The following is a 14,976-nucleotide window of genomic DNA, read 5'->3' on the forward strand; positions in this document are numbered from 1 at the left end:
CGCGCGAAAGCTGCACCGAGGCTGCGCACTGCGCGCACGCTAATTTCGCCGAGGACAGATGGTCAAGCCGAAGAGATCGACCGGTATCTTGTTTGTGATGACATCGAGACCGCGGGGCTGATGCTTTGCGCCACGTCGTCGAAGGTCAAAATGGATGGGAGGCAACGATAGCATCATGCTCCTGTTTTGCCCGACGAGTCAAGTTTCCTTCGGTTAAACGTAAGTTATTGATCCGCCACGCCCCGGCTACTGTGCATGGGGTTGTTTTCGCAGTTTTTGTTTGGTGCGGTTCGTCTGAAGAGCGCCGTTACGCGCTCTCTGTCTCCCGGTGCACGTCGTGCACCACGAGGCCCATGCCTTCGTCCGGCATCTTGATCCAGTCGCGGCGCTTCAGCGTGCGCTTGGTGTCCTCGTAGCCGCTCGTCCAGTGCTCGCGCATCGAGGTGCCCGAGAACTCATGGTCCTTGGCGTCGCCCTCATAGGCCTTCTGCTGGTAGATCAGGTGCAGGATCGCGATCTCCGGCATGCGGCGCAGGCTCGACTTGAGCTGGCGATCCTCGTCGGAGAGTTGCTCGTCCGGGACTTTCGCCAGCGCCTTGTAGAGCAGAACCTTGAGGTTGTGGGTGCGGCGGTAGACGTCGGTGTTGTGGCGCGTGCGCGAGGAATACATGATGTCCTTGTGGCGGGCCATCACGTCCTGGATCGAGCGCGGCAGCACGCCCCGCGCGCTGAACAGGTCGACCTGGAACACCAGCGAGTTGAGCGCGTCCTCCTGGTCGAGTAGATGCTGGAGCGGCGTGTTGGAGACGATGCCGCCGTCCCAGAAATGATCTGTGCCGATCCGCACCATCGGCAGCGCCGGGGGCAGGGCGCCGGAGGCCATGATGTGCTCCGGCTCGATCTCGTCATGGGAATTGTCGAAATAGATGAAGTTGCCGGAGAGCACGTTGACCGCGCCGACCGCAAAGCGGACCTTCTTCTCGTTGACGAGGTCGAAGTCGACGAGCTCCAGCAGGCTCTCCTTCAGCGGCATCGTGTCGTAATAGCTGGTGGCGGTGCGCGCGCCGACCGGGCTGAACCAGGGATTGACCTGGTGCGGGGTGAAGAAGCCGGGCTGGCCCATCGCCGACGTCATCCACGCACTGGTGAGATTGCGCCACTGGCGGAAGATGTCGCCGTCGGGCGTGTAATGCCAGATCTTGCGGTTGGTGATGCGCTCCCAGAAGATGCGCAGCGCCTCCAGCCGCTTCTCCGGCTTGTTGCCGGCGATGATGGCGGAATTGATTGCACCGATCGAGACACCGCAGACCCAGTCGGGCTCGATGCCGGCCTCGTGCAGTGCCTGGTAGACGCCGGCCTGGTAGGCGCCGAGCGCGCCGCCACCTTGCAGAACCAGCGCGACGCGGTCGCAGCGTTCGGGGCGCCAGCCCCGTGCGGGAGGCTGATGCGTCTGATGAGCCGGTTGCGACGTGCGGGCGTCCATGGGTGCCTCCTAGCGTGGACCAAACGATTGCGTCCGGCAGTGACGGCGTGATGACAATTTCAGCGCCGATGCATCGTCTGCATGCAGGTCGACCGCAGTGGGAATGGCGGGAGGTCGTGCGCCTGACGGAAATCCTTCACATCGCAGTCAATGACGGCGGCTAGCAATTTGCGATCCGGGCCTGACGCCGCCGGGCGGGCATCACACACAGGAGATCAGGATGCGCAGGGAAGACGTGCTGAGACTTCCGTCCATGCCGGCGGCGGGGCCGAGCTATCCGGCCGGGCCCTATCGCTTCGTCAACCGCGAATTCCTCGTCATCACCTACGAGACCGATCCGGAGCTGATCCGCGCCGGCCTGCCTGAGCCGCTGGAGCCGATCGACCAGCCGATCGTGCATTACGAATGGATCAAGATGCCGGACTCCTCAGGCTTCGGCAGCTACACCGAATCCGGCCTCGTCATTCCCGCACGCCTCAACGGCGAGGAGGTCAATTTCGTCTCGCAGATGTATCTGGATGATGATCCGCCGATCGCGGCGGGCCGCGAGATCTGGGGCTTTCCCAAGAAGTACGCCCATCCGAAACTCGAGATCGTCAAGGACACGCTGACGGGCACGCTGGAATATGCCGGCCAGCTCGTCGCCATGGGCACGATGGGCTACAAGCACGAGAGCATGGCCGGCAACGGCGATCGCACCCGTGCGACGCTGTCGAAGACGCAGATCAATCTGAAGATGATCCCGGGCGTCGACGGCCGTCTCGAAGTCTGTCAGCTCGTCGCGATCAACCTCATCGACATCGTGCCGAAGGGCTCCTGGATGGGGCCCGGCCGGCTGCATCTGGTGCCGCATGTCAACGCGCCGGTCGCGGATTTCCCGGTTCGCCGCTGTATGGGCGCGCACCATTACATCGCCGATCTCACGCTGCCGTTCGGCCGCGTCGTGCACGACTACGTCAAGGAGGCCGAGGCGGTGGCCGCGACGGGGCTGGCCGCGGAGTAGGGCGGCCATCATCAAACTGTAACAAAGCCGTAATTGAGTACCCGTGAGAGGTCCGGAAGATGCCGTCAGCCATCTTCTGGAAGCGGGGCATTTGTTGACGGTTGGGGTTGGCCATGGCTGAGCCGGCGAAGCTTGTCAGCGCGATATCGGATTCCGTGCCCGCCATTCCCAGCCTGGTCTGGGCGTTCCGGCTGCACGGCGACGGCAGCGCCGAGGCGCTGCCGATCGACCAGCCGATCGAGTTCAGCCATGACGGCCGGCTCTGGTTGCATTTCAACCTGACCGATGCGCGCGCACGGCCCTGGATCGCAGCGTCACAGCTGCCGCCGCTCGCGCGCGACCTCCTGCTGTCCAACGACACTTTCCAGCAGCTTCACGTCATCGACCACTGCGTTTACGGCGTCTTCTCCGATCTCGTGCGCGACATCGACAGCGCGACGGAAGAGACCGCGTTCCTGCGTTTCGCCATGACCGAGCATCTTCTCGTCAGCGGCCGGCATCAGGCGTTGTGCTCGGCCGATGCGACGCGCCGCGTGCTCGAAGGCGGCTACCGCGTCGACAACGTCGCCCATCTCCTGGAAAAGATCGTCGACGAGGTCGCCGACACACTGGACCGGATGGCGGACAAGCTCGGCCAGGAGATCGACGACATCGAGGAGCGGATTTTGGCCGACGACGCCAAGCCGGAGATGCGCCGCAATCTCGGCCGGCTGCGCCGGACCTGCGTCAGGTTGCATCGCCAGCTCACCGGCCTGCGCGTGCTGTTCCACCGCCTCGATCAGAAGAACACCGATCATCTCGCGCCGGCCTTGCGCATTCACGCCGGCAAGCTGGCGCAGCGGCTGGACGGGCTCGATCACGACATCGTCGAGCTCCGCGAACGCAGCCGCCTGCTCGAGGAGGAGCTGCGCTTCAAGAACGAGGAGGAGAGCAACCACCACCTCCACACGCTCTCCATCGTGACCTCGCTGCTGCTGCCGCCGACCCTGATCACCGGCATCTTCGGCATGAACACCAAGGGCCTGCCGCTCACCGACGTCGAGAGCGGATTTCTCTGGGCGGCGCTCCTGATGGCCTCGTCGGTGGGGGCGGCCTATCTGTTCATGCGGCGCACGGGTATCTTCAGGTAGCGTACGCAGCTGGTATCAGCCGTGATCGGGACGTCCCACAGATTTCCGCTGCGAAATGCGGCCGCGATCGTGCTGGCCTCAACGTTGGCGAGCACCGGCGCGCTCGCCGGCGCCAAGGACGAAAGCGCGGCCGCATGGCTGGCGCCAAAATGGTCCAACGAATGGCATGACGGGCTCGCCAACAAGGGCCTGAACTTCGGCGCCACCTATATCGCCGACAACATCGCCAACGTCTCCGGCGGCGTGAAGCGTGGCGCCATCCATTTCGGGCGCCTCGATCTCTCGGTCGATTCCGATCTCGACAAGCTCGTGGGCTGGACCGGTGGCCGCTTCTACGCCAATGCGTTCGTGATCTACGGCCAGGGGCTCTCCCGCAACTACGTGGTGAACCTCGCCACCATCAGCGAGATCGAGGCACTGCCGGACCAGCGGCTCTACAACGCCTATTTCGAGCAGAGCTTCTTTGGCGATCGCCTGAACATCAGGGCCGGCCAGCAGGCCGCCGACGTCGAGTTCTTCGACAGCCAGACCGACGACCTCTTCATCAACGGCACGTTCGGCTGGCCCGCGATCAAGGCGAGCAACCTTCCGGCCGGCGGCCCGGCACCGCCGATCGCGGTGCCCGGCATCCGCGTCAAGGCGGCGCTGACCGAGAACATCACCGCGTTCGGTGCGGTGTTCAACGGCGATCCGTCAGGTCCGGGCGATCAGGATCCGCAGCTGCGCGACCACCATGGCCTGGCGTTCCGCGTCAACGATCCGCCGTGGGTGATCGGGCAGGTCCGCTTCAACTACGACATCGATATCGGCGGCCGGCCGCTCGCCGGCAATTTCACGCCGGGCGCCTGGAAGCATTACGGCTCGTTCGACAGCCAGCGTTTTACGGCCGAGGGGCTCTCGATCGCCGATCCCGGCGGAAGCGGTGTGCCTGCAAGACTTCGCGGCAATTACGGTATCTTCGCCGTCATCGAGCAGGTGCTCTATCGCCCGCCGGAGGTGAAAGACAACAGCACGTCAGCCTCGATCCCGGGCGTCACCGCGTTCGGCCGCATCGCCTACAGCCCGCCAGACCGCAATCTGATCGACCTCTATGTGGACGGCGGCATCGGCTTCGTCGGCTTCACGCCAGGCCGTCCGCTCGATCGCTTCGGCGTGGCAATGGCCTATATGCGGATTTCGAACACCGCGCGCAATCTTGACATTGATACGCAGGCTTTCACCGGCATCCAGAGTCCGGTGCGCAGCAACGAGACGCTGATCGAGATGATCTATGAGGCGCATATCAAGCCGGGCTGGCTGATCGCGCCTTACTTCCAATACGTGTTCCGCCCCTCCGGCGGCATCCCCAATCCGAACGATCCGACCGGCGTTTCGCGGATCGGTGACGCCGCAGTCTTCGGCGTCACCACCACGATCAGGTATTAGGCCATCGCCGGCTTCGGCTCGGCCTTGGGTTGCCGCGACAGCGCCAGCACGATCAGCGAGGCGAACACGCAGAGCGCGCCGGCGATGAAGAACGCGGGCAGGTAGCTCTCATAGACCGTCCGCGAGAAACCGGCGCCGAACGCCGCGGTGCCTGCGCCGAGCTGATGGCCGGCGAAGATCCAGCCGAACACCAGATTGGCGCGCTCGGGCCCGAACTTCTGCGCGGTGAGCCGCACCGTCGGCGGCACCGTGGCGATCCAGTCGAGGCCGTAGAACATCGCGAAGATCGAGAGCCCGTAGAACGAGAAATCGCTGAAGGGCAGGAAGATCAGCGAGAGCCCGCGAAGGCCGTAGTACCAGAACAGGAGGTAGCGGTTGTCGTAGCGGTCCGACAGCCAGCCCGACATGATGGTGCCGAAGAAGTCGAAGATACCCATCGCGGCGAGCAGGCCTGCCGCCTGTACCTGCGGGATGCCGAAATCGAGGCACATCGGGATCAGGTGCACCTGGACGAGGCCGTTGGTCGACGCGCCGCAGACGAAGAAGGTCGCAAACAGGATCCAGAACGCCCGCGACTTCGAGGCGTCGCGCAGCGTGCCGAGCGCCACGCCCGTGATCGAGCCATGGCTGACCGGCGGGGCCGGCAGGGGCTCGGTGCCTTCGTCGCCGAACGGGCGCAGGCCCACATCGCTCGGCCGGTCGCGCATCGCGAGGAGAACCGCCACGGCGGAGACGCCGAGCGCGATGCAGACGAAGCCGAGCGCGAGCCGCCAGCCGTAACGCTCGGTCAGGCTTGCGAGCAGCGGCAGGAATACGAGCTGGCCGGTGGCGACGCTCGCGGTCATGATGCCGACGACGAGGCCGCGCCGCGCGGCGAACCAGCGCGTCGCTATGGTAGCGCCCAGCACCAGCGCGGTCATGCCGGTGCCGATGCCGATCACGACGCCCCACAGCAACACGAGCTGCCAGACTTCAGTCATGCCGAGCGAAAGGACCAGCGCCGAGACGACGATGAGCTGCGCGGTCAGCGTGACGTTACGCAGGCCGTAGCGATTGAGCAGGGCGGCCGCGAACGGCGCCATCAGCCCGAACAGGATGAAGCGAATCGACAGCGCGGAGGAAATCTGCGCCGTGCTCCAGCCAAACTCGTGCTGAAGCGGGACGATGAACACGCCGGGCGCACCGACCGTGCCGGCGCTGATCAGCGCGGTGAGGAAGGTCACGCCGACCATCACCCAGCCGTAGTGGATATTGCGGCGGCTGAGTGTCGCCGCGAGCCAGTTCGAGATCATTGGGCCTCAATGTTTGATGGGCAGGCTTTGAGACACCTGCACGAGCTTGCAGAATGGCACGGAACGTGTCTGTCGAAAATGACAGAGTTCCCTCATTTTCGGACGTGTCTAGGTCAGTGCGTCAGACGCTCCACGGCGATGGCCGTGGCTTCACCGCCGCCAATGCAGAGTGCCGCGACGCCTCGCTTGAGGTTTTGCGCCTCGAGCGCGTGCAGCAGCGTCACGATCAGCCGCGCACCGGTGGCGCCGATGGGATGGCCGAGCGCGCAGGCGCCGCCGTTGATGTTCAGCTTCTCGCGCGGGATGCCGAGGTCGCGCTGCGCCGCCATCGCCACCACGGCGAAGGCCTCATTGATCTCGAACAGATCGACGTCGCCGGCGCTCCAGCCGATCTTGTCGAGGAGCTTGCGGATCGCCGGGATCGGCGCCGTCGTGAACCATTGCGGCTCCTGGCTGTGGGTGGCGTGACCCTTGATCTCGGCAATTGCCGGCAGGCCGTTGCGATCAGCCAGCGAGCGCTTCGTCAGCACCAGCGCGGCGGCGCCGTCGGCATTGGCGGAGGAGGCCGCCGGCGTGATGGTGCCGTTGGCGCGGAACGCCGGCTTCAATCCGGGGATTTTCGCAGGATCGACCTTCAGCGGATGTTCGTCATTGGCGACGATGCGCGGGCCGGCTTTCTCGGTGAGTGTGATCGGCGCGATCTCGGCCTTGAACGCGCCACCCTCGACCGCCTTGCGCGCGCGGCTCAGCGTCTCCATCGCGTAGGCATCCTGGTCCTTGCGGGTGAACTGATAGGCCTCCGCGGTGGCCTCGCCGAAATCGCCCATGGAGCGGCCGGTCTCATAGGCATCCTCCAGCCCGTCCATCATCATGTGGTCGATGATGCGATCATGACCGACGCGGTAGCCGCCGCGTGCCTTGGCGAGCAGATAGGGCGCGTTGCTCATGCTCTCCATGCCGCCGGAAACGACGATCTCGGCCGAGCCGGCGCGGATGATGTCGTGCGCCAGCATGGTCGCCTTCATGCCGGAGCCGCAGACCTTGTTGACCGTGGTCGCGCCCGTGGCGTCGGGCAGGCCGGCCGCGCGCGCTGCCTGGCGCGCCGGTGCCTGGCCTTGTCCGGCCGGCAGCACGCAGCCCATGAAGACCTCGTCAACCTTCTCAGGCGCAAGCTTCGCCCGTTCCAGCGCCGCGCCGATCACGTGCGATCCGAGCTTGTGTGCCGCCAGCGGCGACAGCTCGCCCATGAAGCGGCCGAGCGGGGTGCGGGCGGCGGAGACGATGACGACTGGATCGGCGGCTTCGGCCATGATGAAACTCCCAGCGATGACGGAAAAGATTATGATCATCATATGATGCGGCGCAAAAAATGCAACCGCGACCGGCATGAGAAATTGTCGTGGGTCGGATGAGATTTGGTCGTTCGACTGGAGGGGGTGACGTGAGTGTCGCGGGCTTTGGCGTGGTGACCGCTCCGCACGACACTGTCATCGCCCGACTTGATCGGGCGATCCAGTATTCCAGAGGCGGTGGTGATCGAACCGATCAGCCGCGGCGTACTGGATGCCCCGGTCAAGCCGGGGCATGACACCTCTGGCTTGGAGAGAGCCTCTTCAGTACTGCGGTCGCAGTCTACCGCTTCCTGTTCACGAAAGCCTGCATCAGCCGCGTCGGCTCGTCTGTCAGGAACGACTCGCCGAACACCTTGACGCTGAGATTTACCGACTCCGTCAGCGGTAATTCCTCCCATTGCCGCAGCAGCGCCTTTTGCGACCGCAGCGCCTCCGGGCCGCATTCGAGCAGCGCCTTCACGACGTGTTCGACCTCGGCATCCAATCCGCCCTCCGGCGCGACCTTGTCGATCAGCCCCCAGGCCAGCGCCGTCGGCGCGTCGATGTTCTCCGCCGTCATCACCAGCCAGCGGGCGCGGGCCCAGCCGATGAGGCGCGGAAGCAGGGCGGCGTGGATCACCGAGGGGATGCCGACGCGGACCTCGGGCATGCCGAAATGCGCATCATGCGCCGCGATCCGGAAGTCGCAAGCGGCCGCCACCTCGAGACCACCGCCGAGGCACCAGCCGGGCATGCGTGCAATCACGGGGGCAGGGAATTGGCGCACGGCCTCGCAGAGATCGCGCAGGCGGCTGATGAAGGCTTCGGCTGACTTCTGGTCGAGCTTGGCCATCTCCTTGATGTCGGCGCCGCCGATCATGCTCTTCTCGCTCTGGCCGCGCAGCACCACGACGCGGATGCTGCGGTCAGTCGCGAGGGTCTGCAGGCCTTCGCGCACGGCATCGGTGACGGGCGAGCCCAGAATGTTCAGCGGGCCGGCGTTGCAGATCGCGACATGGACGACGCCGCGCGCATCGCGCGTCACGCCGCAGTGATTGTTGAGCATTTCCATCGGAGCATCTCGGAGTTTCGTGGACATGCGCGAGGCGCGCGGGTCGGGATCACTTCGGTGCCGAAACGCCCTGCTTGTCAAGCGGGTGGGGGACGGAGTTGCCACGGCGAAGTTCGTGACATAGTATGACATACATAATACAAAGAGGCCGCCATGACCTGTAACGATCAACTCGACCTGTTTTCGCCCGCGCAGCGGCGTGAGCGCGTGGTGGACTGGCAGGTGCCCGCGCCGGTCGCAAAAGTAGCGATGGGGCTTTCAGGCATGGACGCGATGCTGGGAATCCGCGACGGTCGGTTGCCGCCGCCGCCCTTCGCAAAATTGATCGGTTTCACCATGGCGGTGGTCGAGCCGGGCCGGATCGTGATGGAACTGGAGCCGCGCGAGGATCTCGAAAATACCATTGGCCTCCTGCACGGCGCGACCGCCGCGGCGCTGATTGATACCGCCATGGGCTGCGCCATCTCGACGCGGCTGGAGCCCGGGCAATCGTCCGTGACGCTCGACCTGAAAATGACGTTCCTGCGCCCGCTGTCGGTCCGTTCCGGGCTGATCTCGGCCGAAGGCAAGATCATCAAGCTGGGACGCCAGACCAGCTACACGGAAGGTTTCGTGCGCGACGGCAAGGGTGCGCTCGCAGTCCATGCAACTGCAACCTTTTCCATGATCGGCGCGACAACTTAACATGAATTAATGCATCGCCTGGTCCATTTCTGTGTTATGAGATGATCTCCGACATTCAATGAGACCCGCATGCGCTATTCCCGGGAACACAAGCAGGAAACCCACGACCGAATCGTGAAGAAGGCCTCCGTGCGGCTGCGGGAAAAAGGCGCCCACGGCATCGGCGTCGCCGACCTCATGAAGGAGGCGGGCCTGACCCATGGCGGCTTCTACGCGCATTTCGACTCGCGCGAGGCGCTGGTGATCGAGGCCTTTGCCTACGCCATGGACCGCTCGATGGAGCACTGGCGCAAGCAGTCCGATCAGGTCGCGCCCGAAAAGCAGCTGACCCAGATCGTGGAGACCTATCTCTCGGCGCTGCATCGGGACAATCCCGGCCACGGCTGTTCGATTCCAGCGCTCGGCGCCGAGATCGCCCGCGAGAGTCCGAAGACGCGCAAGGCCTTTGCCGGAAAGCTCGACGAGATGGTCGAGATGATGACCGATTTCATCCCCAACCTGCCGCGCAAGGCCGCGCGCAAACAGGCAATCGCGACGCTGGCCACGATGGCCGGCACCATGCTGCTGGCGCGCATCGCAGGATCGAGCGAACTGTCGGACGAGGTGCTGAAGGCGGGCAAGGACAGCGCGCTCGATGGCGCGAAGCGCGAGCCGAAGATGGCTGCGGCGAAGAAGGCGAAGCAGAGCTGAGATGCGGTAGGGTGGGCAAAGGCGCTCTTGCGCCGTGCCCACCATCTGTCCACGCCTGCAACAGATATGGTGGGCACGCTTTCGCTTTGCCCACCCTTGGAGACCGTCGTTACCTTCCCGCAAACAACGCCCGCTCGCGCTCCACGATCTCGCCGATGTAATCGGCCACCGCGCGTATCCGCGCGAGATCCTTGCTGTCCGCATGCATCAGCATCCAGAACGTCCGCGTGATCGATATCTCCTCCGGCAGCACCGCGACAAGCTGCGGATAATCACTCGCCATGAAGTGTGGCAGCACGGCGATGCCGAAGCCCGCGAGCGTGGAGTTGAGCTGCGCGATCAGATTGGCGCTGCGGAAGCGCGCCGAAATCCGCGGCGATACCTGCGGGAGGTAATCGAGCTCGGGCGTGAACAGGAGCTCCTCGATATAGCCGACGAAGCGATGCTGCGGCAGGTCCTGCCGCGAGGTGATCTTCGGGAAGCGGTCGAGATAGGCCGGCGCCGCATAAAGCCCGAGGCGGTAGTCCAGGAGCTTGCGGCCGACGATGCGGCCTTCCTTCGGCATGGTCAGGCTGATCGCGATATCGGCCTCGCGCTTGGAGAGACTGAACAGCCGCGCGGTGGCCACAAGTTGCAGATCGAGGTCGGGGTAGCGGTCGGCGAACGGCGCCAGCCGCGGCGCCAGGAAGGCGGTACCGAACCCGTCGGGCGCGCCGATCCGCACCGTTCCGGTCAGCCGTGCCACCGAGCCGCCGACCTGCTCCTGGTTGGCGACGATGGTCGATTCCATGGCTTCCGCGCTGTCGGCGACGCGCTGGCCGGCCTCGGTGAGGAGATAGCCGGTCTTGCGCCGGTCAAACAGCTTTGCCGAGAGGTGTCTCTCCAGCCGGTCGACACGGCGGATCACGGTGGCGTGGTCCACTCCGAGCTGTTTAGCCGCAGCCGAAACCGAGCCGCCCCGCACGATGGCCAGCACGAAGCGGAAGTCGTCCCAGTCGATGCTACCTTGATCCAGCATTTTCGCACATCTATGGTGCATTATCTCAGACTTGAATCCTATAAAATGCAGGTCGATAGGATTTGTCAAAGCGTTCACGCTCGACCTCAGGAGATCATTCCATGCGTTCAATCGGACATTTCATCGGTGGCAAGGAGGTCAAGGGCACCTCAGGCCGGACGGCGGACGTATTCGAGCCGATGACCGGTGACGTCCAGGCCAAGGTGGCGCTGGCGTCCAAGGCCGAGGTCCGCGCTGCCGTGGAGAACGCCCGTGCCGCCCAGCCGGAATGGGCTGCGACCAACCCGCAGCGCCGGGCCCGCGTCATGATGAAATTCGTGGAACTGGTGCAGCGCGACTACGACAAGCTCGCCGAGCTGCTCGCGCGTGAGCATGGCAAGACCGTGCCGGATGCCAAGGGCGACATTCAGCGCGGCCTCGAAGTCGCGGAGTTCGCCTGCGGCATCCCGCATCTGATGAAGGGCGAATACACCGAAGGCGCCGGCCCCGGCATCGATATCTATTCCATGCGCCAGCCGCTCGGCGTCGTCGCCGGCATCACGCCGTTCAATTTCCCGGCGATGATCCCGATGTGGAAGTTCGCCCCCGCCATCGCCTGCGGCAATGCCTTCATCCTGAAGCCGTCCGAGCGCGACCCCGGCGTGCCGATGATGCTCGCCGAGCTGATGATCGAGGCGGGCCTGCCGGCCGGCATCCTCAACGTCGTCAACGGCGACAAGGAAGCGGTCGACGCCATCCTGGACGATCCCGACGTCAAGGCCATCGGCTTCGTCGGCTCCACGCCGATCGCGCAATACATCTACGAGCGCGCAGCCCAGACCGGCAAGCGCTGCCAGTGTTTTGGCGGCGCCAAGAACCACGCCATCATCATGCCCGACGCGGACATGGACCAGGCGGTCGATGCACTGATCGGCGCCGGCTACGGCTCGGCCGGCGAGCGCTGCATGGCCGTCTCCGTCGCCGTTCCCGTCGGCAAGTCCACCGCCGACCGGCTGATGGAAAAGCTGATCCCGCGCGTCGAGTCGCTCAAGATCGGCACCTCGATCGATCCGTCCGCCGACTACGGTCCGCTGGTCACGCGCGAGGCGGTCGAGAAGGTCAAGAGCTACATCGACATCGGCATCAAGGAAGGCGCGACGCTCGCCGTCGACGGCCGCGGCTTCAAGATGCAGGGCTACGAGAAGGGTTTCTATCTCGGCGGTTCGCTGTTCGACAACGTCACCAAGGACATGCGGATCTACAAGGAAGAAATCTTTGGGCCCGTGCTCTCGGTCGTGCGCGCGCACGACTACAAGGAAGCGCTGGCGCTGCCGTCGGACCATGACTACGGCAACGGTGTCGCCATCTTCACCCGCGACGGCGATGCCGCGCGCGACTTCGCGGCCAAGGTCAATGTCGGCATGGTCGGCGTCAACGTGCCGATCCCGGTGCCGATCGCCTACTACACCTTCGGCGGCTGGAAGAAGTCGGGCTTCGGCGATCTCAACCAGCACGGCCCGGACTCGGTCCGCTTCTACACCAAGACCAAGACGGTGACCTCGCGCTGGCCGTCCGGCGTCAAGGAAGGTGCGGAGTTCTCGATCCCGCTGATGAAGTAACCCTCTCAAGAGCGAGGCCGGGGATGCAGTTCGCTCTGAACGAGGATCAGGTCGCGGTTCGCGACATGGCGTTGGCGTTTGCGGCCGAGAAGATCGCGCCGCACGCGTTGCGCTGGGACGAGGAGAAGCATTTCCCCGTCGACGTGATGCGCGAGGCGGCGACCCTCGGCATGGGCGGCATCTACATCCGCGAGGATGTCGGTGGTTCCGCGATGACGCGGTTCGACGCGGCGCTGATCTTCGAGGCGCTGGCAACGGGCTGTCCGACCACCTCGGCCTTCATCTCCATCCACAACATGGCGTCCTGGATGATCGATGCCTTCGGCAGCGACACCCAGCGCCATAAATGGTTGCCGAAACTCTGCTCGATGGAGCTGATCGCGAGCTACTGCCTGACCGAGCCGGGCGCCGGCTCCGATGCGGCAGCGCTGCGCACCCGTGCCGTGCGCGACGGCGATCATTACGTCCTCAACGGCCAGAAGCAGTTCATCTCCGGCGCCGGCGGCACGGATCTCCTTGTCGCCATGGTCCGAACTGGCGGTGACGGCCCCGGCGGTATCTCGACCCTCGTGGTCGACGGCAACACGCCCGGCGTCTCCTACGGCGCCAACGAGCGCAAGATGGGCTGGAATGCGCAGCCGACCCGCGCCGTGATGTTCGAGAACGCGCGCGTGCCGGTCGCGAACCGGCTGGGCGAGGAGGGCATCGGCTTCAAGATCGCGATGGCCGGCCTTGACGGTGGCCGCCTCAACATCACCGCATGCTCGCTCGGCGGCGCGCAGACCGCGCTCGACAAGGCGCGCACCTACATGAAGGAGCGCAAGGCTTTTGGAAAGCGCCTCGACGAATTCCAGGCATTGCAATTCCGGCTCGCCGACATGGCGATCGAGCTCGAGGCCGCGCGCACCTTCCTGTGGCGCGCCGCCGCCGCGCTCGACCGCAAGGACCCCGATGCCACCATGCTCTGCGCCATGGCAAAGCGCTTCGGCACCGATGTCGGCTTCGAGGTCGCCAACCATGCGCTCCAGCTCCATGGCGGCTACGGCTATCTCAGCGAATACGGCATCGAGAAGATCGTACGCGATCTCCGCGTGCACCAGATCCTCGAAGGCACCAATGAAATCATGCGGCTCATCGTGGCGCGCAAATTGATCGAGGGCGCGCGATGAGTTCAGTGGAGGAGGGCGATCTGGTCGCCCGTGTCGAGGGCGCAGCCGGCGTGATCCGGCTCAACCGCCCCAAGGCCATCAACGCCGTGACGCTGGAGATGTTTCGCGACATCGAAAAGGCGCTCGACCGCTTCGAGGCCGATTCCGCCGTCGCCGTGATCCTGCTGGAGGGGGCCGGCGAGCGCGGCCTGTGCGCCGGCGGCGACATCCGCACGCTCTGGGAAAGCTCGAAGGTCAACGGTGACCTCGGCAAGATCCTGTGGCGCGAGGAGTACATCCTCAACGCCCGGATCAAGAAGTTTCCGAAACCGTATGTCGCGTTCATGGACGGCATCGTGATGGGCGGCGGCGTCGGGCTCTCCGCCCATGCCAACCACCGCGTCGTCACCGACCGCACCAGGCTCGCGATGCCCGAGGTCGGGCTCGGCTTCTTCCCCGATGTCGGCGGCACCTTTCTGTTGTCGCGCTCGCCGGGCGAGATCGGCACGTATTTCGGCCTGACCGGCCAGACCATGAACGGGCCCGATGCGATCCACGCGAGGTTCGCCGATGCTGTCGTGCCGGCGGTGAAATTGCCGGAACTGCGCGAGGCTCTGACAAGGTCTCGTTCCGGGGCGACCGCAGCCGACGTGAGCAAGCTCATCAACGGTTTTGCGACCGGGGAGACCGCGGGGCCGGTCGCCGCGAAAGAGCCTGTTATCGACGCGTTGTTCGGCTTCGACCGCATGGAGGACATCGTCGCTGCGCTCAAGCGCGACGGGTCGGAGTTCGCGCAGTCGACGCTGAAGACGCTCAACGAGAAATCGCCGCGCGGCATGGTGGTGACGTTGAAGCTGCTGCGGCTCGCGCGCACCGCATCGAGCCTGGAAGAGTGCCTGGTGCGCGAATTTCGCGCTGCGCTGGAGGTCTTTCGCAGCGACGATTTCCGCGAAGGCGTGCGCGCGGCCGTGATCGACAAGGACCGCAATCCGACCTGGTCGCCGCCGCGCATTGAGGACGTGACGCCGGCGATGATTGCGCCGTATTTCGCCGAGATCGGCGCCGACGAACTGAAGTTCAACTAATCAACGAAACGTCTAGC

General features: G+C 64.9%; 13 protein-coding genes. 8 read left to right on the top strand and 5 right to left on the bottom strand.

The genetic code is table 11. The features are described from left to right. Positions 1-307 precede the first annotated feature (307 nt). On the bottom strand, positions 308-1,483 hold the full coding sequence (locus ABIA90_RS05160) for a patatin-like phospholipase family protein (RefSeq protein ID WP_354117501.1): 1,176 nt from the start codon (positions 1,481-1,483) through the stop codon (positions 308-310). 220 nt (positions 1,484-1,703) lie between these two features. Between ABIA90_RS05160 and ABIA90_RS05165 the strand changes: the two genes are divergently transcribed. The 3 genes from ABIA90_RS05165 (at position 1,704) to ABIA90_RS05175 (ending at position 5,041) form a co-directional block, all read left to right on the top strand. Then, positions 1,704-2,486, top strand: coding sequence for an acetoacetate decarboxylase (locus ABIA90_RS05165; protein ID WP_354117502.1), 783 nt, complete (start codon positions 1,704-1,706; stop codon positions 2,484-2,486). 113 nt (positions 2,487-2,599) lie between these two features. After that, entirely contained in the window at positions 2,600-3,616 is a 1,017-nt protein-coding gene (locus tag ABIA90_RS05170; protein ID WP_354117503.1) for a transporter, read from the top strand. A 21-nt stretch (positions 3,617-3,637) separates the two neighbouring features. Beyond that, positions 3,638-5,041 (top strand): carbohydrate porin, encoded by a 1,404-nt coding sequence (locus tag ABIA90_RS05175; protein ID WP_354117504.1) that lies wholly within the window; start codon positions 3,638-3,640, stop codon positions 5,039-5,041. Here the strand turns inward: ABIA90_RS05175 and ABIA90_RS05180 are convergent. The 3 genes from ABIA90_RS05180 to ABIA90_RS05190 form a co-directional block, all read right to left on the bottom strand. After that, positions 5,038-6,333 carry an MFS transporter gene (locus ABIA90_RS05180; RefSeq protein ID WP_354117505.1) on the bottom strand — a complete coding sequence of 432 codons (1,296 nt, stop codon included), beginning with the start codon at positions 6,331-6,333 and terminating at the stop codon, positions 5,038-5,040. The genes ABIA90_RS05175 and ABIA90_RS05180 overlap by 4 nt on opposite strands. Positions 6,334-6,446: 113 nt before the next feature. Further along, a complete protein-coding gene (locus ABIA90_RS05185; protein WP_354117506.1) occupies positions 6,447-7,643 on the bottom strand; it encodes an acetyl-CoA C-acyltransferase in 1,197 nt (398 codons plus the stop codon). A gap of 322 nt (positions 7,644-7,965) precedes the next feature. Then, positions 7,966-8,736, bottom strand: a complete 771-nt coding sequence (locus ABIA90_RS05190) for an enoyl-CoA hydratase (RefSeq protein WP_354117507.1) — start codon at positions 8,734-8,736, stop codon at positions 7,966-7,968. 153 nt (positions 8,737-8,889) lie between these two features. Here ABIA90_RS05190 and ABIA90_RS05195 point away from each other — a divergent pair, with 153 nt between their 5' ends. Beyond that, the gene (locus ABIA90_RS05195) at positions 8,890-9,420 is read left to right on the top strand and encodes a PaaI family thioesterase (protein WP_354117508.1); all 531 of its coding nucleotides are present in this window, start codon (positions 8,890-8,892) and stop codon (positions 9,418-9,420) included. Between the two features lie 69 nt (positions 9,421-9,489). Next, positions 9,490-10,110 (top strand): TetR/AcrR family transcriptional regulator, encoded by a 621-nt coding sequence (locus tag ABIA90_RS05200; protein WP_354117509.1) that lies wholly within the window; start codon positions 9,490-9,492, stop codon positions 10,108-10,110. Positions 10,111-10,219: 109 nt separating this feature from the next. On the opposite strand, the gene ABIA90_RS05205 is transcribed toward ABIA90_RS05200, so the two are convergent. Next, positions 10,220-11,128, bottom strand: a complete 909-nt coding sequence (locus tag ABIA90_RS05205; protein WP_028157678.1) for a LysR family transcriptional regulator — start codon at positions 11,126-11,128, stop codon at positions 10,220-10,222. 101 nt (positions 11,129-11,229) lie between these two features. Here ABIA90_RS05205 and ABIA90_RS05210 point away from each other — a divergent pair, with 101 nt between their 5' ends. The 3 genes from ABIA90_RS05210 to ABIA90_RS05220 are packed head-to-tail and all read left to right on the top strand — an operon-like array spanning position 11,230 to position 14,959. Beyond that, positions 11,230-12,726 (top strand): CoA-acylating methylmalonate-semialdehyde dehydrogenase, encoded by a 1,497-nt coding sequence (locus tag ABIA90_RS05210; RefSeq protein WP_166352551.1) that lies wholly within the window; start codon positions 11,230-11,232, stop codon positions 12,724-12,726. A gap of 23 nt (positions 12,727-12,749) precedes the next feature. Beyond that, positions 12,750-13,895 (top strand): isobutyryl-CoA dehydrogenase, encoded by a 1,146-nt coding sequence (locus tag ABIA90_RS05215; protein WP_354117510.1) that lies wholly within the window; start codon positions 12,750-12,752, stop codon positions 13,893-13,895. Beyond that, a complete protein-coding gene (locus ABIA90_RS05220; protein ID WP_354117511.1) occupies positions 13,892-14,959 on the top strand; it encodes an enoyl-CoA hydratase/isomerase family protein in 1,068 nt (355 codons plus the stop codon). Before ABIA90_RS05215 ends, ABIA90_RS05220 begins: the two co-directional genes overlap by 4 nt. Positions 14,960-14,976: the final 17 nt, after the last annotated feature.

It is taken from the genome of Bradyrhizobium sp. LA6.8, assembly GCF_040547935.1.
GTDB classification, from domain to species: Bacteria; Pseudomonadota; Alphaproteobacteria; order Rhizobiales; family Xanthobacteraceae; genus Bradyrhizobium; species Bradyrhizobium barranii.